This is a genomic window from Enterobacter sp. RHBSTW-00901 (assembly GCF_014103115.1).
Lineage (GTDB): Bacteria > Pseudomonadota > Gammaproteobacteria > Enterobacterales > Enterobacteriaceae > Enterobacter > Enterobacter cloacae_P.
Window position 1 is genome coordinate 4,333,696 of sequence record NZ_JABXPB010000001.1, and the last position, 25,421, is coordinate 4,359,116.

Annotated in this window: 19 protein-coding genes and 1 pseudogene; 6 read left to right on the forward strand and 14 right to left on the reverse strand. The window is 54.0% G+C overall.

The genetic code is table 11. The annotated features are described in order from the left end of the window. Window positions 1–26 precede the first annotated feature (26 nt). From HV318_RS20895 to HV318_RS20905, 3 genes are read left to right on the forward strand one after another with little or no spacing between them, the layout of a single operon-like run. A complete protein-coding gene (locus HV318_RS20895; RefSeq protein ID WP_182274233.1) occupies window positions 27–1,403 on the forward strand; it encodes a glycoside hydrolase family 1 protein in 1,377 nt (458 codons plus the stop codon). Between the two features lie 51 nt (window positions 1,404–1,454). Continuing rightward, window positions 1,455–2,777: a PTS sugar transporter subunit IIC gene (locus tag HV318_RS20900; protein WP_182274234.1), complete on the forward strand. Its 1,323-nt coding sequence runs from the start codon at window positions 1,455–1,457 to the stop codon at window positions 2,775–2,777. A gap of 15 nt (window positions 2,778–2,792) precedes the next feature. Next, a complete protein-coding gene (locus tag HV318_RS20905; RefSeq protein WP_182274235.1) occupies window positions 2,793–3,509 on the forward strand; it encodes a GntR family transcriptional regulator in 717 nt (238 codons plus the stop codon). Window positions 3,510–3,517: 8 nt separating this feature from the next. Here HV318_RS20905 and HV318_RS20910 read toward each other — a convergent pair whose 3' ends face one another. Together HV318_RS20910 and ldtB are read right to left on the reverse strand one after the other, a co-directional pair. Beyond that, complete coding sequence (locus tag HV318_RS20910) at window positions 3,518–4,327, reverse strand: hypothetical protein (protein WP_182274236.1); 810 nt, start codon at window positions 4,325–4,327, stop codon at window positions 3,518–3,520. A gap of 231 nt (window positions 4,328–4,558) precedes the next feature. Further along, the gene (gene ldtB, locus HV318_RS20915) at window positions 4,559–5,479 is read right to left on the reverse strand and encodes a L,D-transpeptidase LdtB (protein ID WP_182274237.1); all 921 of its coding nucleotides are present in this window, start codon (window positions 5,477–5,479) and stop codon (window positions 4,559–4,561) included. Window positions 5,480–5,701: 222 nt separating this feature from the next. Here ldtB and HV318_RS20920 point away from each other — a divergent pair, with 222 nt between their 5' ends. Beyond that, complete coding sequence (locus HV318_RS20920) at window positions 5,702–7,297, forward strand: ABC-F family ATPase (RefSeq protein WP_182274238.1); 1,596 nt, start codon at window positions 5,702–5,704, stop codon at window positions 7,295–7,297. A gap of 88 nt (window positions 7,298–7,385) precedes the next feature. Here the strand turns inward: HV318_RS20920 and HV318_RS20925 are convergent, their stop codons facing one another. Further along, window positions 7,386–9,749, reverse strand: coding sequence for a glycoside hydrolase family 31 protein (locus HV318_RS20925; protein ID WP_182274239.1), 2,364 nt, complete (start codon window positions 9,747–9,749; stop codon window positions 7,386–7,388). 17 nt (window positions 9,750–9,766) lie between these two features. Continuing rightward, window positions 9,767–11,068, reverse strand: a complete 1,302-nt coding sequence (locus HV318_RS20930; protein ID WP_182274240.1) for an MFS transporter — start codon at window positions 11,066–11,068, stop codon at window positions 9,767–9,769. A gap of 288 nt (window positions 11,069–11,356) precedes the next feature. On the opposite strand from HV318_RS20930, the gene HV318_RS20935 reads away from it, so the two are divergent. Further along, window positions 11,357–12,430, forward strand: a complete 1,074-nt coding sequence (locus HV318_RS20935) for a LacI family DNA-binding transcriptional regulator (RefSeq protein ID WP_182274241.1) — start codon at window positions 11,357–11,359, stop codon at window positions 12,428–12,430. Here HV318_RS20935 and HV318_RS20940 read toward each other — a convergent pair. The 8 genes and pseudogenes from HV318_RS20940 to HV318_RS20975 all read right to left on the reverse strand — a co-directional run bounded on the left by HV318_RS20940 (window position 12,427) and on the right by HV318_RS20975 (window position 22,546). Then, window positions 12,427–13,689 (reverse strand): DUF1479 domain-containing protein, encoded by a 1,263-nt coding sequence (locus HV318_RS20940; protein WP_182274242.1) that lies wholly within the window; start codon window positions 13,687–13,689, stop codon window positions 12,427–12,429. The two genes, HV318_RS20935 and HV318_RS20940, sit on opposite strands and share 4 nt — an antisense overlap. Before the next feature lie 149 nt (window positions 13,690–13,838). After that, entirely contained in the window at window positions 13,839–14,654 is an 816-nt protein-coding gene (locus HV318_RS20945; protein ID WP_182274243.1) for a Cof-type HAD-IIB family hydrolase, read from the reverse strand. Window positions 14,655–14,799: 145 nt separating this feature from the next. Next, a complete protein-coding gene (locus HV318_RS20950; RefSeq protein WP_182274244.1) occupies window positions 14,800–15,483 on the reverse strand; it encodes a DUF2931 family protein in 684 nt (227 codons plus the stop codon). 78 nt (window positions 15,484–15,561) lie between these two features. Beyond that, window positions 15,562–16,245, reverse strand: coding sequence for a DUF2931 family protein (locus tag HV318_RS20955; protein WP_182274245.1), 684 nt, complete (start codon window positions 16,243–16,245; stop codon window positions 15,562–15,564). Window positions 16,246–16,323: 78 nt separating this feature from the next. Beyond that, window positions 16,324–17,004 (reverse strand): DUF2931 family protein, encoded by a 681-nt coding sequence (locus tag HV318_RS20960; RefSeq protein ID WP_182274246.1) that lies wholly within the window; start codon window positions 17,002–17,004, stop codon window positions 16,324–16,326. Next, window positions 17,001–18,986 (reverse strand): type VI secretion system tube protein TssD, encoded by a 1,986-nt coding sequence (tssD, locus tag HV318_RS20965; protein WP_182274247.1) that lies wholly within the window; start codon window positions 18,984–18,986, stop codon window positions 17,001–17,003. The genes HV318_RS20960 and tssD overlap by 4 nt, the downstream gene beginning before the upstream one ends. A 224-nt stretch (window positions 18,987–19,210) precedes the next feature. Next, window positions 19,211–21,643, reverse strand: a complete 2,433-nt coding sequence (locus tag HV318_RS20970; protein WP_182274248.1) for a formate C-acetyltransferase/glycerol dehydratase family glycyl radical enzyme — start codon at window positions 21,641–21,643, stop codon at window positions 19,211–19,213. A gap of 4 nt (window positions 21,644–21,647) precedes the next feature. Continuing rightward, window positions 21,648–22,546 (reverse strand): annotated as a pseudogene (locus HV318_RS20975) (glycyl-radical enzyme activating protein). Between the two features lie 126 nt (window positions 22,547–22,672). On the opposite strand from HV318_RS20975, the gene fsa reads away from it, so the two are divergent. Then, the gene (gene fsa / locus HV318_RS20980; RefSeq protein ID WP_182274249.1) at window positions 22,673–23,335 is read left to right on the forward strand and encodes a fructose-6-phosphate aldolase; all 663 of its coding nucleotides are present in this window, start codon (window positions 22,673–22,675) and stop codon (window positions 23,333–23,335) included. 91 nt (window positions 23,336–23,426) lie between these two features. On the opposite strand, the gene moeB is transcribed toward fsa, so the two are convergent. Both moeB and moeA read right to left on the reverse strand, forming a co-directional pair. Beyond that, window positions 23,427–24,179 carry a molybdopterin-synthase adenylyltransferase MoeB gene (gene moeB / locus HV318_RS20985; protein WP_182274250.1) on the reverse strand — a complete coding sequence of 251 codons (753 nt, stop codon included), beginning with the start codon at window positions 24,177–24,179 and terminating at the stop codon, window positions 23,427–23,429. A gap of 2 nt (window positions 24,180–24,181) precedes the next feature. Beyond that, window positions 24,182–25,414, reverse strand: a complete 1,233-nt coding sequence (gene moeA / locus HV318_RS20990; RefSeq protein WP_182274251.1) for a molybdopterin molybdotransferase MoeA — start codon at window positions 25,412–25,414, stop codon at window positions 24,182–24,184. Window positions 25,415–25,421: the final 7 nt, after the last annotated feature.

The following is a 25,421-nucleotide window of genomic DNA, read 5'->3' on the forward strand; positions in this document are numbered from 1 at the left end:
AATGACTAGTCATATAGGGAGAAACCATGAACCAATCACTGCCAGTCAACTTTTTATGGGGTAATTCGGTATCCAGCATGCAGACGGAAGGGGCATGGAACGAGGGGGGAAAGGGGATGTCGGTGTACGACATTCGCGAAGCCGGGGAAAACATCTCCGACTGGAAGGTGGCGACCGACTCCTACCACCGCTATCGGGAAGATTTCGATCTGATGCAGGATCTGGGCATGAACTGCTACCGCTTTCAGATAGCCTGGAGCCGCGTCTGTCCGCAGGGTGACGGGGATTTCAACGATGAAGGCATCGCGTTTTATGACCGCTTTATCAACGATCTGATCGCCCGCGGTATTGAGCCGATGATCTGCCTCTACCATTTCGATATGCCGCTGGCACTGGCGCAGGAGTACAACGGTTTTAACGATCGTCGGGTGATGGACGCCTTTATCCGCTACGGTAAAAAGATGATCGACTGCTACGGTGATCGCGTGAAGTACTGGTTGACCTTCAACGAACAGAACATCTTCCATATGCCGGAAGCGTTTCGCATTTCCGGCTACATGAAAGGCGAGAAAACCCTGCGCGAGCTGTATGAGCTACAGCACCATACGATGGTGGCGCACATGGCGCTGACCGGGTATCTGCACCAGACCAGACCGGGTCAGCTGATGGGCGGTATGCTGGCGCACCAGCTGATTTACCCGACCACCTGCAAACCGCGCGATATCTTCTGTGCGCAACAATATGACGAGTTTCTCAATCAGAACCTGCTGCGTGTCTTTGCCGGTCAGGGCTACAGTCCGGCGGTGATGGCGGTGGTGGAACAGGAGGGCTTTGGTGATATCTACCGGGCCGAAGATCTTGCCCTGCTGGGGCGTACCAGGAATGACTTTATGGCCTTTAGCTATTACGCCAGCAAAACGCTGGACAGTGATGCTATTCCGGAAGGTACGCCGGTTAACGATTACCTGCTGCACGGCGAGAAAAATAACCCTTACCTTAAAGCGACCGAGTGGAACTGGCAGATCGATCCGCTGGGCTTTCGCACCATCATTACCCGCTACTACAACGACTGGCGGATGCCGGTATTCCCGATTGAAAACGGTATCGGGGTGATTGAGTCCTGGGACGGTGTGAACCCGATCGAGGATACTTACCGTATCGACTACCACCGGGCGCACATTGATGCCATGAAAGCCGCGATGGTTGAGGATGGCGCAGAGGTGATTGGCTATCTCGGCTGGGGCTTAATCGACATTCTTAGCTCACAGGGAGACATGCGTAAGCGCTACGGCGTGGTCTATGTCAACCGTGAAAACCATGACCTGAAAGACCTGAAACGTGTGCCGAAGAAGAGCTACGCGTGGCTGAAACAGGTTATCCATACCAACGGACGCGAAATGTAAGCCGTACGCTGCCGGGCCGTTTTTGTGACTGATTGATGGGAAATATCCGCTATGTCTGAAACAAAAATAACACCGAATATGCAGTCCTTTGTTGACAGATTTGTTGAGTTTTCGGCGCGCCTGGCAAACCAGGTGCATCTTCGCTCCCTGCGCGATGCCTTCGCCACGGTGATGCCGATTTTCATCCTCGCCGGTCTGGCGGTGCTGGTGAACAACGTGGTCTTTCCGTGGGTTTTTGCAGGCGACACGCTGACGCAGTTTAAAGTGTGGGGCGAGGCCATTATCAACGGTACGCTGAATATTGCCGCGTTGTTGCTGGCCCCGATGATTGCCTGGTCACTGGCGCGTAACAAAGATTTCGACAATCCGGTCTCGGCAGTGGTTATCGCTGTCAGCAGTTTTATTATTATGATGCCGATGCGTTTACAGCTCACACCCGTCGGCAGTGACACCACGGTGAATGTCACCCAGGTACTGACGTTCGCCAATATCGGCTCTACCGGAATTTTCGCCGGGGTGTTGATTGGGTTGCTGTCGACGGAGTTGTTTATCGCCATTTCCCGGCTGAAAGCATTGCATATTTCGCTGGGTGAAAACGTCCCCCCGGCGGTGAGCAAATCGTTTACCGCGCTGATCCCAACAATCCTCACGCTCTCTTTATTTGCCGTGCTGGCGGCGGTACTGGCGAACGTGCTGCATACGGATCTGATCCATCTCATCACAACCTTTATCCAGCAGCCGCTCAGGCTTATCAATACCAGCCTGCCGGGGACGATTTTTATCTACAGCTTTGGTAACTTCCTGTTCACGCTGGGGATCCATCAGTCGGTGGTGAACAGCGTGGTGTTGGAACCGTTCCTGCTGATTAACACCAATGAGAATATGCTGGCCTTCGCGAATGGTCAGCCGATCCCGCATATTATCAATAACATCTTCGTACCGACGTTTGGCATGGTGGGTGGCACTGGCAGCACTATCTCCTTGTTGCTGGCGATCTTTATCTTCTCGCGGCAAAAATCAGCAAAACAGGTGGCCCGTTTATCGCTGGCTCCAGGCCTGTTCAACATCAACGAACCGGTTATCTTCGGTTTACCGATTGTCTTTAACCTGCCGCTGATGATCCCGTTTGTGCTGCTACCTGCCATCGGTATTTACTTTGCCTGGCTCTGTACCACGCTGGGGTTAATGTCGCGCTGCGTGGTGATGATCCCGTGGACGACCCCTCCGATCCTGAGCGCCTGGCTGGCGACGGCGGGCGACTGGCGGGCAGTGGTGGTGCAGTTGGCAATCATTATATTTGGTGTATTCTTCTACCTGCCTTTCCTCAAAATTGCCGAGAGAGTGGCATTAAAAAACAGCGGGATAGAAAACTAACAGAAAGGAAGGACGATGGCGGCGAAGTACATCACCATAGCGCGGGAAATTAAGAAACGCATTATCAGCCAGCAATATACCGCCAACGAACCGCTGCCGGATCAGTTTGCCCTGGCAGCGGAATTCAGCACCAGCCGGATGACCATTCAGCAGGCGATGCGCCAGCTGATTGTTGAAGGGCTGGTGTATACCCGCCAGGGGCAGGGGACGTTTATCCGCAAAAATTTCCTGCAGCTTTCCCAGTGGGATCTTTCCGGCAGCGACTACTTTGGTGCCACAAAAACCTGGGAACATCTGGGCACGGTATCCAGCCAGGTGGTGCATTTCGAGCTACGTTTTCCCAATGAGAAAGAGCAGTCTTCGCTGATGATTAACGCGGATACGCCGATCTACGACTTCATTCGCCTGCGTCTGCTCAACGGTGAGCCGATGTCGCTGGATTCAACCGTTATGCCGCTCAACCTGGTGCCGGGCCTGAACAAAAGTCACCTTGAAAGCTCGGTGTTCCGCTATGTGCAGGAGACGCTGGGGCTCAAAATCATGGGGTCTTACCGGGTGGTGCGGGCACTAAAACCAAATGCGCTGGATATGCAACACCTGGTCTGTGAGCACAGCGATCCGGTTCTGGAGGTGGAGCAGGTGATCTATCTGGAAGATGGCACACCGCTGGAGTATGCGCATTGTCATTATCGTTACGACCACGGCGGAATTGTGATCGTGAATAACGGGTAATCAGGCGATCAGGCGCACGACTCGAAGTAACTGTCGGTGTCTTTTATATAGACATCATTCTGGCACAGATAGTGAATTTGCCCGGGCTTAAACGTAAAACGTATTTTCTGGAGCAGTGAACGTTTTATTTTGCTGGTATTGTCACGGGATAATCCGTAGTCATGGATTATTTCATGGACAAATCGAATGCTTTGCGCCGAAACATAAACAGGTGTTTTTGTTAACTGAATAAGTTTACTGATCCAAATATCGTCTGCACGCGGACAGACGGTCAGGAAATCTTCGTTGAAATGAAAATATTCCGGGATCATCTTTTTCTTGAGCACCACACCGCCAAGACCGGTGATAATATAGTCCCGTTCGACCACTTTCGGCACGGTAATGAGCGGGAAATTACGATAGGTATCAAGAAGTTCTTTTTTCTTCTTTACCGTTTTACGCACGCGGGCAGCCACCACATACTCCTGATTGTGGCGATAAAAATCGTCCAGAAGCGTTTCCGCCCAAATTTCGTTATAGATGGCGTCATCGTCGGCGTAGATCAGAATATCGTCTTCGGCCGCGACCTGTAGTGCCGGGAACAATTTTCGGTAAGGCCCGGTGTTTTTGACCCATTTAAAAACCAAATGAGTTCCGGTCTGGCGTATTTTCTCAGCCCATGCAGGCTCTTCAGTGATGCCTTCGTCACTGAGATAAGGTGTACTGGAAACCCACACAACAATTTGATCGACCTTGGTACTCTGGTTCGCCAGTGACCACACTGTTTGCGAACAGAGATAAAGGCGCGATTTCGTTGTTGTTAAGTTAATACTGATCATTGAACTAAGTGTGCTCCAGAAAGAATATACGACCCTATAAATGCAGAAAAAACTGATTTTATAGGCTCGTGCATCATAACACCTGGTTGAAAAGATGTAACCCTGCTGACTTAACAGAAAGTGGCTTGAAAGGGATTATAGCAATAATTGCTTTTTAGACAGAATGAGGGTAAGGCGCTGGATAAAATAAGACCCCGATGTATCGGGGTCTTAATGGGTAAGCGTGTGTAATTAGTTTAAACGTACTGGCATACCAGAGCGGTTCTGAACGGCCTGGTCAACAACAGTGGTATCGACATCAGCCTGAGACGTCACGGACTTCACCGCGCTGTTCAGCGTAACCGGTACGGTTTCGTTGTTGTTGATCTGGTCTTCGCTGGTGGACAGCGGGTTGTGCACTTCAATGTAACGGCTGCCATCCGGCTCAGAGGTCGCTTTCACCGGTTCGTTGATGAACTGGACGCGTGTACCTACTGGCACGTTATCGAACAGGAACTTGATGTCATCGTTACGCAGACGCACACAGCCGTGGCTTACGCGCAGGCCGATACCGAAGTTGGCGTTGGTACCGTGGATGGCATACAGACGGCCAATGTACAGGGCATACAGACCCATTGGGTTATCCGGGCCTGCTGGCACAACGGCTGGCAGTGGTTCGCCCGCAGCAATGTACTCGGCGTGCATTTTCGCGGTTGGCGTCCAGGTTGGGCCGGCTTTCTTACGCTCAACTTTGGTCGTCCAGTTCAGCGGGGTGTCTTTGCCCAACTGGCCGATACCGATTGGCAGCACGATGACGGTGTTGGTGCCTTTCGGGTAGTAATAGAGACGCATTTCCGCGCTGTTGATCACGATACCTTCATGAACGGTATCGGGCAGGATCAGCTGCTGAGGGATATTCAGAACCGTACCGGCTTTTGGCAGATACGGGTCAACGCCCGGGTTAGCTTCCAGCATGTTGGACAGGCCAAGCTGGTACTGCGCAGCAAAATACTCCAGTGGCTGGGTGTTGCCTTCTTCAACGGTGACAACCTGGTTTTGACCTACCAGACGGCTTCCGTCTGTCGGCAGGGGATAAGTCACCGCAGACGCGGTTTTACAAAAACCTACTACGGCAAACGCCGCCGCAAAAAGCGTTGTTAATTTCATGTTCATGTTGTGCGAGGTATCTGAGCCACTCTGGCGATTAGTTGATAAGTCTGAGTCTGTGATGGGAGCGCATTATATGTGCATTCCCACTAACAGGGAATTCAGATGTGTACGAAATCACACTTTTTTCGCTTTTGTTAAAGTTTAGTGGAGAGTTGCAATACGGGATCTCATTTCGGAATTGTGGCATAATGCCGTGTTTATCACACTTTTCGCAGGAATCTCCCCGTGTTAGTTACCAGCAACGTCACTATGCAGTTTGGCAGTAAGCCGCTGTTCGAAAACATTTCCGTCAAATTTGGCGGCGGCAACCGTTACGGCCTGATTGGTGCCAACGGTAGCGGTAAATCCACCTTTATGAAGATCCTCGGTGGTGACTTAGAGCCGACGCTCGGCAACGTGTCGCTCGATCCAAACGAGCGTATTGGTAAGCTGCGTCAGGATCAGTTCGCCTTTGAAGAATTCACCGTGCTCGACACCGTGATCATGGGGCACGCGGAGCTGTGGGAAGTGAAGCAGGAGCGCGATCGCATCTACGCGCTGGCCGAAATGAGCGAAGAGGATGGCTACAAAGTGGCTGACCTTGAAGTGCTGTATGGCGAAATGGATGGCTACTCTGCGGAAGCGCGTGCGGGCGAGCTGCTGCTGGGCGTAGGGATCCCGGTTGAACAACATTACGGTCCGATGAGCGAAGTTGCTCCGGGCTGGAAACTGCGTGTTCTTCTGGCACAGGCGCTGTTCTCCAACCCGGATATCCTGCTGCTCGACGAACCAACGAACAACCTGGATATCGACACCATTCGTTGGCTGGAGCAGACGCTGAACGAGCGTGATAGCACCATGATCATCATCTCGCACGACCGTCACTTCCTGAACATGGTCTGTACGCACATGGCGGATCTGGACTACGGCGAGCTGCGCGTTTATCCGGGTAACTACGACGAATACATGACGGCGGCAACCCAGGCGCGTGAACGTCTGCTGGCCGATAACGCCAAGAAGAAAGCGCAGATTGCGGATCTGCAATCCTTCGTTAGCCGCTTTAGTGCGAACGCCTCTAAATCACGTCAGGCAACCTCTCGTGCCCGTCAGATTGACAAGATCAAACTTGACGAAGTTAAAGCCTCCAGCCGCCAGAACCCGTTTATCCGCTTCGAGCAGGATAAGAAACTGTTCCGTAATGCGCTGGAAGTGGAAGCCCTGGCAAAAGGCTTCGAAAATGGCCCGCTGTTTAAAAACTTCAACCTGCTGCTGGAAGTGGGCGAGAAGATTGCCATTCTGGGGGCTAACGGCGTGGGTAAATCCACTATGCTGAAAACCCTGGTGGGCGAACTGCAGCCGGATAACGGTACCGTTAAATGGTCTGAAAACGCGCAGATTGGTTACTACGCGCAGGATCACGAGTACGAGTTCGAAAACGACCTGACCGTCTTCGACTGGATGAGCCAGTGGAAGCAGGAAGGCGACGATGAGCAGGCGGTACGTAGCATTCTGGGTCGTCTGCTGTTCAGCCAGGACGACATCAAAAAGCCTGCTAAAGTGCTCTCCGGTGGTGAGAAGGGCCGTATGCTGTTCGGTAAGCTGATGATGGAAAAACCCAATATCCTGGTGATGGACGAACCAACCAACCACCTGGATATGGAATCTATCGAATCGCTGAACATGGCGCTGGAAATGTATCAGGGAACGCTGGTGTTCGTGTCTCACGACCGTGAGTTTGTCAGCTCGCTGGCAACCCGTGTGATTGAAATTACGCCAGAGCGCGTGGTGGACTTCACCGGTAATTACGAAGATTATCTGCGTAGCAAAGGTATCGACGGCTAAAAAAAGCCCGGTGGCGCTACGCTTACCGGGCCTACGTTCTGTTCCCTCTCCCTGCGGGAGAGGGTCAGGGTGAGGGCATCAGGCCGCACTACACCACCCAATCACACCTTTCTTCACCATTCACCAGCAGCTTGCGCTTTTCCCCCGCCGGTAACGATACCTTCAGTGCCTTCCACGCCGGACGATAATCCCCGCGTGATTTCACCTTCAGGTTAATGGTCGTGGCATTGCATTCCATTTCCCACTCGACCCACAGTGCGTTCCCTTTCTGGTAGCCCCAGCTTTCACCGTCGTCTTCAAACAGCAAGCCGAATGTGGAGCCGACACCGCTCACCGGGAACAATTTCAGCTCGCGGGTATCATCTTTTTCAGCGCTCACATGGGTGATACGTTCGCTGAGCGGCAGACCCGCACCGGCGCGGACCAGCAGCGGCAATTTTTCCAGCGGGGCGTCACGAACAATCCACTGGCCGCCGGAGAACCACTCGTGGGTGTAAAAATCGTACCAGCCGGTTTCGTTATCCGGCAGCCAGACGCGGCGCTCGCGCTGGCCGGCTTCCACCACGCTTGCGACCAGTACGTCGCGGCCGAGCAGGAAATCGTCACACTCTTCAAAAGTCTGAATATCGTGTTCGTGGTCAAGGAAGGTCGGACGCAGCATCGGTTCATCGTCGACATGCGCCTGCCAGAGCAGGGTGTAGAGATACGGCAGCAGACGATACCGCAGCTCAATCGCACCGCGAATGGCTGGTGTGACGCCCGGATACATCCACGGCTCGTTCACCGTGTGGTCGTCGTTCCACGAGTGAATGGTAAAGCGCGGATGCATCACGCCGTTCTGTACCCAGCGCACGAACAGCTCGGCATCAGGCTTATCACCGGAGAAACCACCGACATCATGACCGACGTTAAACAGTCCTGAAAGGCTCATTCCTACACCCATACGGGTGTTATAGCGCAAAGTATCCCAGTTGGTACGGTTGTCGCCGCTCCAGGTCTGAACGTAGCGCTGCATCCCGGCGCAACCGGAGCGGGAGATCAGGTACGGACGTTTTTCCGGGGCAAAGCGCTGCTGCGCTTCCATTGATGCACGCATCATCAGCAGCGGCATGACCGGCCGGATGTGTTTGATGGCGATTTCCTGGCCGAAACCAAAGCAACGGGCCTCTCCATCCCACACTTCAAATTCGTTGTTATCGTTCCAGGTGGAGTCTATCCCCATCTCCAACAACTGAGTGGTCACGCCTTCCTGCCACCATTGAACCGTCTGTGGGTTGGTAAAGTCGAGGTGAGAACCTTCGTCATCCCAGAAGCTGGAACGTTCTGGTGAGTTCGCTTCTGAATCGCGAATAAACAACCCTTTTTCTGCCACCTCGTTATAGCGCGGGTGATCCTGTAGCAGGCACGGTTTGATGTTCGCGGCAAGCCGCAGCCCTGCATCGTGGAACGCCTGGCTCATCACTTTCGGCTGCGGCACTTTGTCGTAGTTCCAGTTAAAGACGTAGCGCTTGCCGTTGATTGAGGTATAGCCGGAGGAAAGCTGGAACGAATCACACGGGATGGCGTGCTCTTCACACAGACGAATAAAGTTCATCAGCTGGTTTTGCGCGTCCGGCGCATCGGTATAGTGCATGGTTGAACCGCTGTAGCCCAGGCTCCATTTGGGTCCGAACAGCGTTTTCCCGGTCAGACGAACGAAGGCTTTGGTGATATCCAGGACCTTTTTCCCGGTGAACATATAGTAATCAATATCGCCGGCTTCCGCCTGCCAGCGACGATACGCCGTATGGTAGTTATCAATTTCGTTACCCAGATCCAGCCAGCAACTGCTCAGGTTGTCGTAGAACAGGCCGTAGCTCACGTCGTCGCGACGGGTAATGGTGAACGGAATATGTTTGTACAGCGGATCGGTGCTGACCGCGTTATAGCCCATCGCATCGAGGTTACGCATCTCATAGCGTTTACCGTTGCGCTGCAGATCGCCCGCTTTTTCACCCAGACCGTAGAATCGCTCGTCCTTACGACGGCTCAGATAATGCGCCACGCCGTCGCCGTGGGCGTTCAGCAGATAGGCGCTTGTCGGACGGTCATTCACCAGCGGCTGCCATTCACCCGCGTCGTTGCGGTAGTGCCACTCCAGCCACAGCGGCTGATGTACGGTGACGCGCAGCTGTTCGGTTGCCACTGTCAACACGTTGTCCTGTTGCGTCATCGTCCAGGCCGGGCAGGTGAAGCCGCTCAGGTCGTCGCGACGACGGCCTTCCCACGGCACATCCTGCTCCGGTGCGATGCTCCAGGTGCGGTCGAGCGCCAGTTCACCTTTGCGTTTAATCAGCACGCGGAACAGATTCTCTTCCAGCACATACAGACACAGACGGTGCTGGTTATCGACCAGCAGTTCCAGATGGTTTGCCGATTGTTTATCTACGGTCCAGTTTTTCAGGGTTTTCATATGCAATACATCCACTATCAGGCGCGCTTGGCGCGACGTTCAGCAATAAATGCCACCAGGAAAACAGCGCCAATCAGGTCAAAGAAACCCATGGCAATAAAGAGCGGGTTAAAGCCGATTGTGTCGGCGGTAACACCAATCAAAAGAGAGAACAGGAAGCTGGCGATCCATGCCGCCGAGCCGCGCATGCCGTTAACGGTTGCCATCTGGCCTTTATCAAACGACTCCACGACCAGGGCGCTCAACATGCAGGAGATGATCTGGTGCCCGAAACCGCCGATGGAAATCAGCACGATGGTGATATACGGGTCGCGGGTAATGGCGACTACGCCTAAAGAGATCATCAGAAATGCGCCGGTTACGGAGCTGGCCACCACGGAGTTTACGCGGGTGCAACCGAAGAGACGGGTATACAGGCGGGTGAGGTAACCACTCGCCACGCTGCCGAGGTCGGCGGCGAGGAACGGCAGCCAGGCAAACATCGCAATTTGCTTCAGATCCATGCCGTGTTCTTTCGCCAGATACAGCGGTACCCAGAAGCTCAGCACCGCCCAGGCCGGTTCCGCCATAAAGGCCGGGATGGCGATACCGTAAAAACGTTTGTTCTTTGAGACGGTTTTCAGCGCAGTCAGGAAGGGCAGTTTTACCGCGGGTGGTTCGTTATCCTGCTTGATAAAGGTCAGCTCTTCTTTACCCAGATTCGGGTGCTGTTCCGGGTTGTGATAGAACACCCACCACAGGATCACCCACAGCAGTGCCAGCACACCGGTAAACATAAACGCACCCTGCCAGCCAAATGAAGCGTGCGCGAAGTAGATGATAGGCGGTGCCAGCATCGCACCCACCGAGAAGCCCACGCCTGCCCAGCCAGCCGCAACAGGACGTTCTGATTTCGGGAACCATTCACCAATGGTTTTAGCGTTAGCTGGTGTGGCAGCAGCTTCTGAAGCACCCATAAAGAAGCGCAGGATCGCGAGGTGCAGCCAGCTTCCGGCTCCGGCATGGAAAATACACATCAGTGCCCAGATCCCGGCGCAAACCATGAAGCCAATCTTCAGGCCAATCACGTCAATCAGCCAGCCGCACAGAGGCTGGAAAATGGTGTAGGCAATCTGGAACGCGCCGATGATCCAGGAGTATTGTTCGGTAGTGATCCCCAGGCTGTCTTTCAGCTCTGGCGCAAGGATCCCTAATGAATTTCGGGTGATGTAGTTAACGGTCACGCCAAGTAAAAACAGCACCAGCACGTACCAGCGCAGGTTTTTAATAATGCGGCGCGGTTTGCTTGCCTCTGTCGTGTTATTGATGTCCTGACTCATTTCTCTCTCCACAAGACGATCGGTAAGGAATAATTGTTTCAGGTGTCACACAGATTTTTATGGCTTTGATAGTTATCGGTTTTAATGCTTCAAATTGGTATGCAACTAGTATGGAAGTTGTGTGACAAGTTCACCTTAAGGGAGAAAATGAGCGGGAAATAGTGAATTTTGTGAAAATTTTCTCATAACTGATGCCGGCTATTTGGCATGATGCCTGTGACATCAGTAATTGCCTGATGGTTACGCTATGAAAATTTTGTCATTTCGCAAATGGAGCCAGATCACAAAATGGACAAAAGGCTAAAAATTACCGAAATTGCCGCCCGCACGCAGTTGTCCATCAGCACCGTTTCCCGCGTGCTGGCAGGTAAAGCCAACACCAGTGAGAAAGCGCGCAGTAAAGTGCTGACATGCGCGCGCGAGCTGGGGGTGATGGATGGTCTGGCGGCTGGTCGGCTGCTGCTCAATAGTCTGGTGGTCTTTGCACCTCAGCGGGCTTTTGACGAGCGGTCTGACATCTTTTACTACCGTGTGATCCAGAGCGTGAGTAAAGGCCTTGCTTCACATGAGGTTCGCCTTCGCTATTGCGCGCTGGAAGAGAATGACAGCGACGCACAACTGTTTCTGGCACGCATGAACGAACAGGACACCCAGGCCGCTATTCTTCTTGGTATCGACGATCCGCATATCCACGATCTGGCGGTCGATGTCGGTAAACCGTGCATGCTGATTAACTGCCGCGACCGACGCATGCGCCTGCCTGCCGTCACACCCGATCACCGTGCTATTGGCGAGCGGGCGGCGGAATACCTGTTTGAAATGGGGCACCGCGAGGTGATGAACGTACTTTGCCTGCGGCGTTACACGATGGAGCTACGCCTGTCGGGGATCCGCGATGCATGGCAGTCTCACAACCTGAAGCTCAATGACAAACGCGATCTGCTGGTGGTGCCAAGCTTCAGCGCACGTGAAACGGAGCAACTGGTCAGCGACTGGCTCAGCCAAAAGCAGGGGAAAGATTTACCGACGGCCTTTTTGGCCGGTGGCGATTTTATGGCGGCGGGTATTATCAGCGCGTTACAAAAGCAGGGGCTGCGCGTGCCGCAGGATGTCTCGGTGATGAGTATTGATGGGTTCAACCTGGCGGCGATCCAGGATGTTCAGCTTACCGCGGTACATGTTCCGCGTGATGAACTGGGTACCGAAGCGGTACATATGCTCCAGCAGAGGCTGATGCGCCCGGATGCGCCAGTAGGGACGCTGTTGCTTAATGGCACGCTGACCGTACGGGAGTCCGTACGGCGGATACGTCAGGGGAAACGACGCACCGCCGTTGAGCGGGAAGGGCTATATGACAGTTAAGCCATGCCCAGCGCGCGCTTGCCGTGGATGTTCAGATCGTTCACGGTAAAGCGATCCTGCCAGGTTTTTTCATAATCTTCACGCGGGAAATCACCCGGTGATGCGCCGGTTTCCAGCGCGACTTTTACCTTCTTCGCGTAGGCGAGGTTTTTCTCACACATTGGCGCAGCAGGAATGTACATCACGTTGCCCCAGCCCTGTTGATCTTCAACCGGTGCGACGGAGTGGATCACATCGCAGTGCCACCACACCGAATCACCCGCTTCCAGTGCCGGAATGCTGGTTAACGCTTCGATTAACAGCGGGTGCCATTTTTCGGAAATCGGCAGCACGCGACCCGGTGCAACACCACACAATTCATCTTCCGGCACATCGTCCAGCAGCGGACGCAGCAGAATGTACGCCATCGCTTCCGGGATCGGCACCACGTGCAACAGACCTTGATCCGGGATCATATCCGACAGCGCCGTCCAGCCCTGGAAAGTGCGGAACACGGAGCACCTGGTGGTGTTATCCACGGTGTACTCTTCCACTTCAGTGCGGTGTGCGGCATTCCACGGATCGTATTTGTCCACATTACCGTCAAAGACGCGGGCAAACACCTGCTGGTAAGCCGGAAGCAGCCAGCGCTCCAGCGCGCCGGAATCGGTATGCGCGCCAAGCCCTTTCGACGTGGTTCCCGGTGGGCGGCGGCGGATACGATCCGGGTAAATCACGCTGACATCCGGGTTGAACCATAGCTTGCCGTTGCTCTCGAATGTCCATAAACGGTTCAGGAATGATTGTACCTGGGCCATCTCTTCACTCTGGCGCGCCTGCATTTGTGCCTGCGACCAGTAGATCGGGTAAATCTCCGGGCGAGACGCCATTAAGGTGCCGAAGAAGTTATCGCCAGGCCCTTTATAGACGTCATCAAACTGGTTGAGAGCGAGGTAGTCGAGCATCGCGTTATCCCACGCCAGCGCCTGCTCGCGCGGGAAGTGACCTTTGATGACCGCACAGCCACGGCGTTTCACCGCCTCGCGCTGTTCTGCAGTGATGGTACCGTTTTTCACGTCAGCAAACGGGATCACTGGCCAGACAGGTTCGCCTTTATTTTTCAGCGCATTAATTTCCGCTACGCGGGTCGCAATTTTATCGCTGAGTTGATCGAATACCGCTTGTACGTCGCCGATCTGCGCCCGTAACTCACGTTTCATCTGGCGGATCGCCGCTTTGTGGTCCGCAGGCAGAATTTCACTGGTAAAGGTTAACGTCATAACGACCTCGCATCTTTCATTCGAAACTAAAAATATCTACAAACGATACTTTAAGTTAAAAATAAGTTAATGCAAGTTTAAAAATTTGACGTGTGACACAGGATGGAAAAAGAGTGAAGTGCCGGAGCGTGGCTCCGGCGAAGAAGAAATCAGGCATCGAACGGGGAGTGGTTGTCGAGCACGGCCTGGATAACGTTCAGCGCGCCCTGGTGGTTGTTGTCGTCGGTGCTGTAGCGACTGATTTCTTTTATGCTCTGCGCCGCGTTGCCCATTGCGAAGGAATATTTCACCAGCCTGAGCATTTCCGCATCGTTACCGCTGTCACCAATGCCTGCGCACTCCAGTGGCGATATCTTCCAGCGCTTCAGCAGTCGGCTGATGCCGTTAGCTTTGTGCAGACCCGGGATAATCAAATCCACAAATCCAAAGCCGCTGGTGACGGGCTTCATAATACCGTCCAGCGACACATGCAGTTTGTCGACAAGGTTCGGGATATCGCTGTCCGGCAGGTTCAGGGAGAATTTGAACAGTACGTCGTCAATGTCACGATAATTGCTGATGCGTTTTAAACGGTGATAGTGCTTCGACATCAGCGCCACGAACGCTTCAGGGGCGTTATCGCTGACGTAGGCGCTTTCCAGCCCGCAGGCCACGAAATTAAGCCCTTTGTCTTTCAGCAGCTCACCAATGACGATTTGTGATTCATGGCGGGTCAGTTCACCGTGGAAAATCTGCTCACCGTGATCGAACACCAGAGCGCCGTTTTCCGCCACAAAGGAGATCTGATCTTTCAGTTCCGGGAAGAAGGAGATGAGCTGGTAATACTGGTTGCCGCTGGCGACAACGAATTCAATATGACGGGCTTTAAGTTGTTCAAACTGCGCCTGAAAGCGGTCACGATTGTACTGCTTGGCATCATCAAGGAAAGTTCCGTCCATATCGGTGACGATAACTTTTACGGTCATACTTTGCGCTCCTGAATATTACTGCGACCAGCAACATTCTAATAACAAGGTGACGGGGAGCACAAATTTAATTTCATTCGAAAGTAAAAGCAAAACGGCAACCGAGGTTGTCGTATTTGTCGTTGCCTGTTGGGCAAGGGTATTATTAATCCCAGTTCCCGTACGGGTAGGTTTTGCCTTTGATGAAATCCTGCGTGGACGGGATAACGTTGAACGTGCCGCCGGGCACGACATAGTTTTTACAGAGCGTCAGATCCTTGCCGGCGCGGGTCCTTATTTTCAGTGGTTTGACGGGAAGGCTGGGGCGTCCTGCAACATCCGGGAACCAGATGTTGACTTTACCGCCGGGGGACAGACCGAAGAGAAGATTGTCGTACCAGACGGGGGCACCGGAGCGGTATGTATGGTCGGCTGGCGTTTTCATGTGCAGCCAGGTGTCGGGGCCGAAAACGGCGCTGGTTTCGTAGGTTTGTTGGTCAATATAGGACTCCCAGCAAAAGACAATGTACTGCGGGGGTTTTTTGACTTTGTTGAAGTTGACGCTGGAACCATGAACGGCTGAAGCCCATTTATCGACAGAATCAGGACCACGGGAAGTTTGATCGAGCGTGTTAAAGGTATAAAGGTACCCATCCGTATCAATTATGCGTACATGCGTCGTTGCTGCCGGCAAATATTTGGGGGTGACAAAGGAAAAGCTCCACTCGCCGTAAGGGAGCGTCCAGTCTCCGCTGGCGGCCTGCTTTGACTGTAACGGTTGGGGTTTCTGAGGGCTACAGCCAGTCAACGCCAGCAGCAGCGCAAGTGCTATTGCGTTATGTCTTTTCATCGTTTTTTTCCATCCATGTTGTAAACCCTTCTTGTTCCGCTCTTCAGGCGTGAATACGGCAACTTTTTTATCTGTTTGTTACTCCCAGTTCCCGTACGGGTAGGTTTTGCCTTTGATGAAATCCTGGGTGGACGGGATAACGTTGAACGTGCCGCCGGGCACGACATAGTTTTTACAGAGCGTCAGATCCTTGCCGGCGCGGGTCCTTATTTTCAGTGGTTTGACGGGAAGGCTGGAGCGTCCTGCAACATCCGGGAACCAGATGTTGACTTTACCGCCGGGGGACAGACCGAAGGTCATATTGTTGTACCAGACTAAGTCCCCATTACTCCAGATATGATCGGCGGGTGTTTTCATCCGCAGCCAGGTTTCCGGCCCGAAGACGACGCTGGTTTCGTAGGTTTGTTGGTCAATATAGGATTCCCAGCAAAAGACAATGTACTGCGGGGGTTTTTTGACTTTGTTGAAATTAACGCTTCCGCCAAAGGTCACATCTGACCATTTGTTTACGGAATCTGGATCGCGATCAGTCGAGTCAAGTGTGTTAAAGGTATAAAGATAACCATCGGTGTCGATTACCCGCACATGAAGCGCTTTTGCAGGTAATTTATAGGGCGTGATAAAAGAAAAGCTCCACTCGCCGTAAGGGAGCGTCCAGTCTCCGCTGGCGGCCTGCTTTGACTGTAAAGGTTGGGGTTTCTGAGGGCTACAGCCAGTCAATGCCAGCAGCAGCGCAAGTGCCATTGCGTTATGTCTTTTCATCGTTTTTTTCCATCCATGTTGTAAACCCTTCTTGTCCCACTCTTCAGGCGTGAATACGGCAACTTTTTTATCTGTTTGTTACTCCCAGTTGCCGTACGGGTAGGTTTTGCCTTTGATGAAATCCTGGGTGGACGGGATAACGTTGAACGTGCCGCCGGGCACGACATAGTCTTTACAGAGCGTCAGATCCTTGCCGGAGCGGGTCCTTATTTTCAGTGGTTTGACGGGAAGGCTGGGGCGTCCTGCAACATCCGGGAACCAGATGTTGACTTTACCGCCGGGGGACAGGCCGAAGGTCATATTGTCGTACCAGACGGTATCCTCGTCCCATGTATGGTCGGCGGGTGTTTTCATGCGCAGCCAGGTTTCCGGCCCGAAAACGGCGCTGGTTTCGTAGGTTTGTTGGTCAATATAGGATTCCCAGCAAAAGACAATGTACTGTGGGGGTTTTTTGACTTTGTTAAAATTAACGCTTCCGCCAAAGGTTACATCTGACCATTTGTTTACGGAATCTGGATCGCGATCAGTCGAGTCAAGTGTGTTAAAGGTATAAAGATAACCATCGGTGTCGATTACCCGCACATGAAGCACTTTTGCAGGTAATTTATAGGGCGTGATAAAAGAAAAGCTCCACTCGCCGTAAGGGAGCGTCCAGTCTCCGCTGGCGGCCTGCTTTGACTGTAAAGGTTGGGGTTTCTGAGGGCTACAGCCAGTCAATGCCAGCAGCAGCGCAAGTGCTATTGCGTTATGTCTTTTCATCGTTTTTTTCCATCCATGTTGTAAATCGTTCTTGTCCAGCCCTCGTCTGGCCGGTTGACAAAGCTGATGGTTTCGCTGGCCGATGCGCCGCCCTGTAATTCTCCGTTCTGTCTGAGCTCTACGGCGTTCCAGTGGGCTGAGCAGTGGATATAGTGTTGAGCAATCGCATCAACGTCTTCAGGCGTAAAACCGGTTACGGTTGTATGTTGACGAGCCGCTTTTCCCATTGCGCGGGCACGTTCGCTGAACGGCCTCAGCTCACCTGGTAAGGTGTGCTGTTTAATGGTGTCTGGGTCAGAAAATAATGCTCCGACTTCAACTGCCGCATCGACCATTACCCGCAGCGCGACCTTCGACCAGTCATAACTCACCGTACGATGGCGCAATGCCAGCGCGGCAAAGGTGCGTTTCTTAGGCTGGCTGTGATGGTCCGGCGGGGCGAAATCATCCTCCCATACGTCCGGGGTGATGGCGTTGGTACGAATAATGGGCATAATGGCTGGGGAATGTTCCAGCACGCGCAGCTGCGCCATCGCCTGCTGGTAAACGTGCGATTGCGATCCCGGCTGGTTTTGAGACAGGGTTTCCACCTGAGGACGAGTGAGAAAGAGGTTTTCCCGCAGTTGTGGCAAATAGCCGCCGCCGATATCGGAATGGGCACCCGGGAGTGCCAGCTCAGGCCACGCGGGGGCAACGCTGTTAAGGGCGAAGTTATAGCGGCACTCGTGCTGGGCGGTGATATGGAATACCTTTTCCGCAACACCCGGACGTAGACGGATGTCGACATTGCCCGTATCGGCGCTATGCGGATTAAGACCGTTTGCCAGCGTGCCGACCGCCGCCACGGTGTCCATGATGCCGAGAAAGCGGGTTTTGCCTGCTGGGGGGCCGCAATAGTAGACCTTGCCCATGCCTGCCGAAATTGCATTGATAATGGCGGGGTCTTTTGACTGGACGCGATTGGCAAAGTGACGAGCTGCCGCCGCGCCACGGCTGAAGCCGAAGATATCTAACAGCAGGGTATCGACAATAAACTTACCGTTTAAACGAGAGCGCGTTTTCTTTATCACGGCTTCCAGTTGCGCCACTGCATCGTCGGTTTTGGCAATAATACCTGTCTCTGCAGTGCCCAGGCCCAGACCTACCGGGTTATCAGGTTCGCCCGCCCTGGTACCAATTCCTTCAACATACACAGCACCTTGTACGTAATGACTCTCAGCAGGAAATCTTTTTTCATATAATTCATTCAACCAGTGAATATTTGTGTAATACCCCAGATAGCTACCCGCTCCGATCCCGCTGATGCCCATTTTCTCCGATGCATTTCTGGCGAGAATGGTTTCCGCATCCAGGCTATTGATATCAAAGTGCTGTGCCGTAAGCGCCTCAAGCATGTTCCGGGTATTCACCGCGTTATTCCCCGTGCCGTCAAAGAAGATCCCTAGCACCAGCGTCACCTTACGCTCTGGTGGCTCTTCGGGCAGGAGAATTTTCTGCGACACCGGGAAAAGGCGGTGATAATTTTCCGGCGTCAGCAGGTAATCGAACTCGGTACCAGCGATAAGATGCCGGCTCAGAATATAATCGTAATTCACCGATATATATTCGTAGGGCATATTGTTCATCTTGACGGTCTGATAAACAGACTGTAGTGTTGCACCGCGAAGTTCGATAAGATAAAACTTTTCCATGTGTCCGTATTTATTAGTACGGTAAATATCAAACGTCAGTTTTAGACGTTCATTATTATTAATGGCGTTATTGAGTAATGGAGAGCTTTTATCCAGGAGTTTGCAAAATTGCAGGACGTGGTGATGGATACCCCCATTAGCCCCGGCCACCGCCTGCGTCAGGCTGAAGACAAAGATTTCATCTTCATGCCCCAGCTGGTAGCGGTTACCAACAGATGCCTGTGAACCACAGCCTGCTGAAATCTTTCCCTGAATATCACCCTCAAGCGTTAAATAAATAATGTTGCTCATTTGCTTCCCTGAGTGAGGTGTTTAATCAGGAAGAAGCCTAATGATAAAGTTGAGGTGTTAACTTGTTATTAATCAAATTAAATGAAGGAAATGGTTTTTATTTAAGCGTAAAAGGAATGGCTAATAAATTAAATGGTAGTGGGGACGGAAAGAAATATTTTATTATCAGAGGTGTAAAATTAAAAAATCCCCGGCGATGTATGCCGGGGATTTGTGTATGCAAATTAAAGCGTATGTTCAGTACGCGCAATAATATCGTCCTGCGCATCCGGCGACAGGGCAGTAAAGAACGCCGAGTAACCCGCTACGCGCACCACCAGGTCACGATACTGGTCAGGGTGTTTCTTCGCTTCCAGCAGTGTTTCCCGCGAAACGATGTTGTACTGAATATGCCAGCCTTTATGCACCTCGAAGAAGGTACGCAGCAGCACCATTAACTTCTGGCGGTCGCTGTCGTTTTCCAGCGTTGATGGGTTCAGTTTCTGGTTTAACAGCACGCCGCCGAGGATCGCTTCGGTTGGCAGTTTACCTACGGAGCCAATCACCGCCGTTGGGCCGAGGTGGTCAGTACCGGAGGCCGGGCTTGCCCCTTCAGCCAGCGGCGTATGTGCTTTACGTCCGTCTGGTGTTGCCATCGTTGCTGCACCAAATGGTACGTTCGCAGAGATGGAGGAGGTACCTGCATAGTAGTTACCGCCAATCGGGCCACGACCGTAGCGTGGGTTATGGTACTGCTTCAGCTCTTCGATATAGGTTTCGTAAGCACGGGTGAGCAGCATATCCACGCTGTCGTCGTCGTTACCGTATTTCGGCGCGCCGTTGATGAGACGCTGGCGCAACTGCTCGTGGGTCAGCCCGTCGAAATCATCCGCCAGGGCAGCCGCCAGCTGTTGTTGACCAATCGTTCCCTGTTCGAACACCAGTTTTTTCACTGCGGCCAGACTGTTGCCGAGGTTAGCGATCCCCACCTGCAGGCCGGAGACCCAGTCGTACTTCGCGCCGCCTTGCTTGATGCTTTTTGCGCGTTCGATGCAGTCATCTACCAGGGCCGAGCAGAGAATATCGTGGACGTTCTCCTCCAGCATGGTGTCTACCACATATTCAATCTCAATGGATTTACGGGTGTAGTAGCGGATCTGGGTGTCCCAGGCCGCCATCACTTCCCCGAAGTTATTGAAGTTACCGGCGGAGAGCGCTTTCTCCTGCGGCAGGAACACGTTGCCGCTGGTGGCATCACGGCCGCCTTCCAGCGCGGCCAGCATCACGCGGGCAAAGTTAATGAAGCTCATGCCGGTGCAGCGATAGCCCCACTTGCCGCCAACCGCCGTTTCGATACAGCCAATCGCCGCATAGTCGTAGGCGTCGTCTTTCTCAACGCCCAGCTTGATGAACTCCGGGATCACGATTTCATCGTTGTTAAACGCTGGCATACCAAAGCCGCAGCGGATCACCTGCACGCAGGCGTCGAGGAAGTCATTACTCATTCCGGCGTGATAACGCACGCTCAGGTTAGGCTGGGTAGAGCGCAGACGGCCGCAGGACTCCAGGATAGCGTAGGAGAGCGGGTTCACGGCATCCATTGGCTCACCGTTCACCAGTTTCTGACCACCGATAGTCACGTTCTGATACAGCGGACTACCCGCAGAGGCTTTGGAGTGCGAACCGGAGCGGATCTTGTTCACTTCGAGCAGCTTCAGCCAGCAGCTGTGCAGCAGTTCAATGGCGTGTTCGCGGTCGAGGTTCTGGTTCAGCTCCACGTCACGACGGTAGTACGGATAAAGATACTGATCCATACGGGCAAACGACACGGAGTGGCCGTTGGATTCAATTTGCAGGATCAGCTGGATGAAGTAGCACAGCTGCAGCGCCTGCCAGAACGTTTTGGGTGGTTCATGGGCGATAACGTCGCAGTTTTCTGCCATTGCCAGCAGTTCATCACGGCGGCTTTCACGCGTTTCGGTGGAGGCTATTTCGCGTGCCAGTGCGGCAAAACGTGCGATATGCAGACTTACGGCTTCCAGTACGATATCGATCGCTTTCAGGAACTGGTCTCCGTGGAGGTCTTCCAGCACGGTCAGGTTGATGCGGGAACGGCGCTCTGCCACTTTGGCGCGCATCCCGTCGAGACCTTTTTCCAGCACCAGCGGGAAGTTAACGGCCAGGTGTGCATCGCCGGAGGTCATGTTGCCTTCGGCTTTGATAATGCCAGTTTCCAGCAGGCCTTTCTGTTCGTCGGTGAACATCCCGTAACAGCGATCCTGCACCGTCTGGCCGCGCCACCACGGACAGACTTCGTGCAGGACGCGTTTATTCTCTTCGCTTACGGCAAAACCTGCACCCGGGCGGTCCGCCAGATCGTCGATCTCTTTCTCAATCCAGGAGACGGTATATTCCGGGAAGATCGGCGCGGCGCGCACTTCGCTTGCCTGGTTACCGATGATCAGCTCATCGTGTTTGATCCAGATGGTGCGTTTTGCCAGGTGATGCGCCAGTGCCAGGGCCCGGCGTACCGGAACAGGCTTGTCCATGTGCTGCTGGTACATTTCGGTGTAGTGCTGTGCGCGTTCGGTACACACCGGCGGCTTGACGATATGCACCAGGGCGGTTTTGTGCGCTTTAATACGATCGCTTAGCGTGTTGAGATTCAGGGTTGTCATCAGTTTATCCTCGTAAGGTCGCGGTTAACCCTTTCTGGCAGGCATACTGCTGTGCAAAGTCCAGTAGCGCAGGGTTATCCAGCGGTTTGTCAGGGGCAGAGTAGGGTTGGCCGAGCAGGGTGTATTTGTTCATGCCCAGCGTGTGATACGGCAGAAAATGAATATCGTGGACGTTGAGTTCGTCGGCAGCGAAATTGATAATGTCAGTAATGGAAGCTTCATCAGCGTTAAAGCCCTGGATCAGCGGTACGCGGATGGTTATCTGTTTCCCGGCGGCAGCAAGGCGTTTCAGGTTATCCAGGATCCGTTTTGCCGAGCCGTCCGTCCATTGTTTGAACGTGTCACCATCGACGTGCTTCAGGTCGGCCAGGAACAGATCGACATAAGGCAATGAGGGTTCGATATAGTGCCACGGTACGTGAAGGCAGGTTTCGACGGCAGTGTGGATCCCTTCTTCGTGGCTGGCCTTAAACAGGGCGTGCGCCAGCTCCGGGTTCATAAACGGTTCGCCACCGGAAAGGGTGATCCCACCGCCACTGCGATCGTAAAACGGTTTGTCACGCAGTACGGTGGCCATAATGTCTGCGACCTGCTGCTCTTCACCGCATACGGTAAGCGCCTGCGTTGGACAGCAGTCAGTGAGGGCGTTGAGCGTTTCTTCGCTCAGTTTTTCCCGGTGGATGACCAGGCCGTTCAGCGCTCGTTCAATACAGCCCGGGGCAGCCAGTTGGCACAGGTCACAACCTTCGAGGCACAGACGTGCATCAAACAGCACATCCCGCGTGCGGGAGCGGCTTTCGGGTTCTGACACCAGCGACAGCCCAGCGAGCAACCTTTCAGGAACACCACGGTACGAATACCTGGGCCATCGTGAGTGGAGTAACGCTGAATATTGAAGATCATTTTTTCGCCCTTGTTTGCATATGAAGATTAAATTACTTTCGAATGAAAGTCATCTTGATGTGGGTCAACTCTTGAGCGGGTTTTGCCGTGATAGGGTAAGTGCAGGCTAATTTTGAGGGTTACATCATGGAACTTTATCTCGACACATCCGATGTTGCGGCAGTGAGAAAGCTGGCACGTATCTTTCCACTGGCGGGCGTGACCACCAACCCAAGCATCGTGGCAGCGGGTAAAACACCGCTCGACGTGCTGCTGCCAGAGTTACATGACGCGCTGGGTGGTAAAGGCCGTCTGTTCGCGCAGGTGATGGCGACCACCGCCGAAGGGATGGTGGATGATGCGCATAAACTGCGTGCAATTATTCATGACCTGGTCGTGAAAGTACCGGTGACAGCGGAAGGGCTGGGGGCAATTAAGATGCTGAAAGCCGAAGGGATCCCGACGCTGGGTACGGCGGTGTATGGTGCTGCGCAGGGGATGTTGTCCGCGCTGGCGGGAGCAGAGTACGTAGCGCCTTACGTTAACCGCGTAGATGCGCAGGGTGGGGACGGGATCCAGACGGTTATCGAGCTGCAACAACTGCTGACGCTGCATGCCCCGCAGTCAAAAGTGCTGGCCGCGAGCTTCAAAACCCCACGTCAGGCGCTGGATTGCCTGCTGGCGGGTTGTGAGTCCATCACGCTGCCGCTGGACGTGGCGCAGCAGTTTATTACGTCACCAGCAGTGGATGCGGCGATTGTGAAGTTTGAGCAGGACTGGCAGGGGGCGTTTGGGCGGACGTCTATCTGACGGATGCTGCCTGATGCCCTCACTCCCGACCCTCAGCCCACAGGGAGAGGGAGCAAACACTAAAACGGCAACCTGAAGGTTGCCGTTTGCTTTAACCTCCGCAAACCTCACACCCCGGGTTACGCATCAACTTCATCTCGCGGAACTGGCAGGTCATCGCGTCATACATCACGATTTTCCCTGCTGCTGGCGTGCCGTAGTGCGCCAGCACTTTGATTGCTTCCATCGCCTGCAGTGAGCCAATCACGCCGACGAGCGGAGCCATCACACCCGCCTCCACGCAGGTCAGCGCGTTTTCGCCAAACAGGCGGCTCAGGCAGCGGTAGCAGGGTTCACCTTCGGCGTACGTGAAGACACTGATTTGCCCCTCCATGCGGATCGCCGCACCGGAGACCAGCGGTACTTTATGGGCGAAACAGCCCGCGTTGAGCTGGTTACGAATGGTGACGTTATCGGTGCAGTCCAGCACGAGGTCATGCTGCGCAATCTGTGCGAACAGCGGTTCCTCGTCGAGCATGGCATCAATCAGGGTAAACTGAACGTTGGGGTTGATACGCGCCAGTGCCGCCCGGGCAGAGTTGACTTTCGGCTGGCCCACCGTCGCGTCGCTGTGCAACGTCTGGCGCTGCAGGTTTGATACCGATACGGTATCGAAATCCAGCAGCGTCATGCTACCCACGCCCGCAGCCGCCAGATACTGCGCAGCTGCGCAGCCCAGACCGCCCAGACCGACGACCAGCACCCGCGCCGCCCTGAGCGCTTCCTGACCCTCGAAATCAAAACCGCGCAGCACAATCTGACGGTTATAACGCATCATCTCCTGGTCGTTCAGCTCTGCCGCCATCGTCAGCCTCCGAACAGATGATTAAAGCTTTCCACTTCAACCCATTCGCCGGCTTCCACGCTGCCGCGCTCGCGCTCCAGCACGATAAAGCAGTTTCCCTGACTGAAGGAGCTGAAAATGTGCGAGCCCTGATGGCCGGTAGTACTCACTTCCAGCTCGCCGTCGGCGTTGCGTGTCAAAATCCCACGCTGGAAATCAAGACGACCCGGTGATTTTTTAAGCCGTGTTGCCGCACGCACGCGCTGACGCACCGGAAGTGGAGCCACATTGCTGCCAGAAAGCTTCGCCAGCAGCGGCTGCACCAGCTGGTAGAAGGTCAATGCCGCAGAGACCGGGTTACCCGGCAGGCCACAGAACCAGCTGTGCTCCAGCTTACCAAACGCGAACGGTTTGCCCGGTTTGATGGCCAGCTTCCAGAAGGCTATCTCCCCCAACTCTTCGAGCATGGTTTTGGTGTAATCCGCTTCCCCCACGGAGACGCCGCCGGAGCTAATCACCACGTCAGCGGATTTATCCGCTTCAATAAACGCGGCGCGCAGTTTTTCCGGGTCGTCGGGAATAATGCCAAGGTTGATGACTTCACAACCCAACTGCTCCAGCATCAGATGTACCGCCAGGCGGTTGGTGTCGTAAATCTGCCCCTCTTTTAGCGGCTGGCCGGGCAGCTGAAGCTCGTCACCGGTGGAGAAGACGGCGACACGTACCTTACGAATGACGTCGATTTCGGCGATGCCAAGCGAGGCCAGCACCGGCAGCTCGGCCACTGTCAGCTTCTGTCCGGCGGCAAAAACCGTTGCGCCGAGGGTAATGTCTTCCCCGACACGGCGGATGTTCTGGCCCGCTTTGACGCTGGCGGTAAAATGTACGCCGCCGTCGGTTTGTTCCGTCTCTTCCTGCATCACCACGGCATCGCATCCCGCCGGAACCGGGGCACCGGTCATGATGCGCACGCAGGTGCCAGCCGGCCATTCACCCTTAAACGGTTGACCCGCAAACGCTTTACCTGCTACCGGCAGCGCCTGGCCCGTCTGGATATCCGCCAGGCGCACTGCGTAGCCGTCCATCGCGGCGTTATCGAACCCAGGCACGTTAAGCGGGGAGACGATATCGCGTGCGGCAATACGACCAAAACAGCGCACTAACGGCAGCGTCTCGTGATCATGCAGCGGGGAGATTCGGTTGAGCATTTGCGTGAGTGCCGTTTCAAGCGGCATCAGTCCGGCGGTAAAATCCATAGGTGGC

Excerpts from the sequence above, each read along its gene's own strand:
- fsa (WP_182274249.1), top strand. The coding sequence starts at position 22,673 with ATGGAACTTTATCTCGACACATCCGATGTTGCGGCAGTGAGAAAGCTG.
- HV318_RS20895 (WP_182274233.1), top strand. The coding sequence starts at position 27 with ATGAACCAATCACTGCCAGTCAACTTTTTATGGGGTAATTCGGTATCC.
- HV318_RS20950 (WP_182274244.1), bottom strand. The coding sequence starts at position 15,483 with ATGAAAAGACATAACGCAATAGCACTTGCGCTGCTGCTGGCGTTGACT.
- HV318_RS20900 (WP_182274234.1), top strand. The coding sequence starts at position 1,455 with ATGTCTGAAACAAAAATAACACCGAATATGCAGTCCTTTGTTGACAGA.
- moeB (WP_182274250.1), bottom strand. The coding sequence starts at position 24,179 with ATGGCGGCAGAGCTGAACGACCAGGAGATGATGCGTTATAACCGTCAG.
- HV318_RS20970 (WP_182274248.1), bottom strand. The coding sequence starts at position 21,643 with ATGACAACCCTGAATCTCAACACGCTAAGCGATCGTATTAAAGCGCAC.
- HV318_RS20945 (WP_182274243.1), bottom strand. The coding sequence starts at position 14,654 with ATGACCGTAAAAGTTATCGTCACCGATATGGACGGAACTTTCCTTGAT.
- HV318_RS20940 (WP_182274242.1), bottom strand. The coding sequence starts at position 13,689 with ATGACGTTAACCTTTACCAGTGAAATTCTGCCTGCGGACCACAAAGCG.
- HV318_RS20905 (WP_182274235.1), top strand. The coding sequence starts at position 2,793 with ATGGCGGCGAAGTACATCACCATAGCGCGGGAAATTAAGAAACGCATT.
- ldtB (WP_182274237.1), bottom strand. The coding sequence starts at position 5,479 with ATGAACATGAAATTAACAACGCTTTTTGCGGCGGCGTTTGCCGTAGTA.
- HV318_RS20925 (WP_182274239.1), bottom strand. The coding sequence starts at position 9,749 with ATGAAAACCCTGAAAAACTGGACCGTAGATAAACAATCGGCAAACCAT.
- HV318_RS20930 (WP_182274240.1), bottom strand. The coding sequence starts at position 11,068 with ATGAGTCAGGACATCAATAACACGACAGAGGCAAGCAAACCGCGCCGC.
- moeA (WP_182274251.1), bottom strand. The coding sequence starts at position 25,414 with ATGGATTTTACCGCCGGACTGATGCCGCTTGAAACGGCACTCACGCAA.
- HV318_RS20955 (WP_182274245.1), bottom strand. The coding sequence starts at position 16,245 with ATGAAAAGACATAACGCAATGGCACTTGCGCTGCTGCTGGCATTGACT.
- tssD (WP_182274247.1), bottom strand. The coding sequence starts at position 18,986 with ATGAGCAACATTATTTATTTAACGCTTGAGGGTGATATTCAGGGAAAG.
- HV318_RS20960 (WP_182274246.1), bottom strand. The coding sequence starts at position 17,004 with ATGAAAAGACATAACGCAATAGCACTTGCGCTGCTGCTGGCATTGACT.
- HV318_RS20935 (WP_182274241.1), top strand. The coding sequence starts at position 11,357 with ATGGACAAAAGGCTAAAAATTACCGAAATTGCCGCCCGCACGCAGTTG.
- HV318_RS20910 (WP_182274236.1), bottom strand. The coding sequence starts at position 4,327 with ATGATCAGTATTAACTTAACAACAACGAAATCGCGCCTTTATCTCTGT.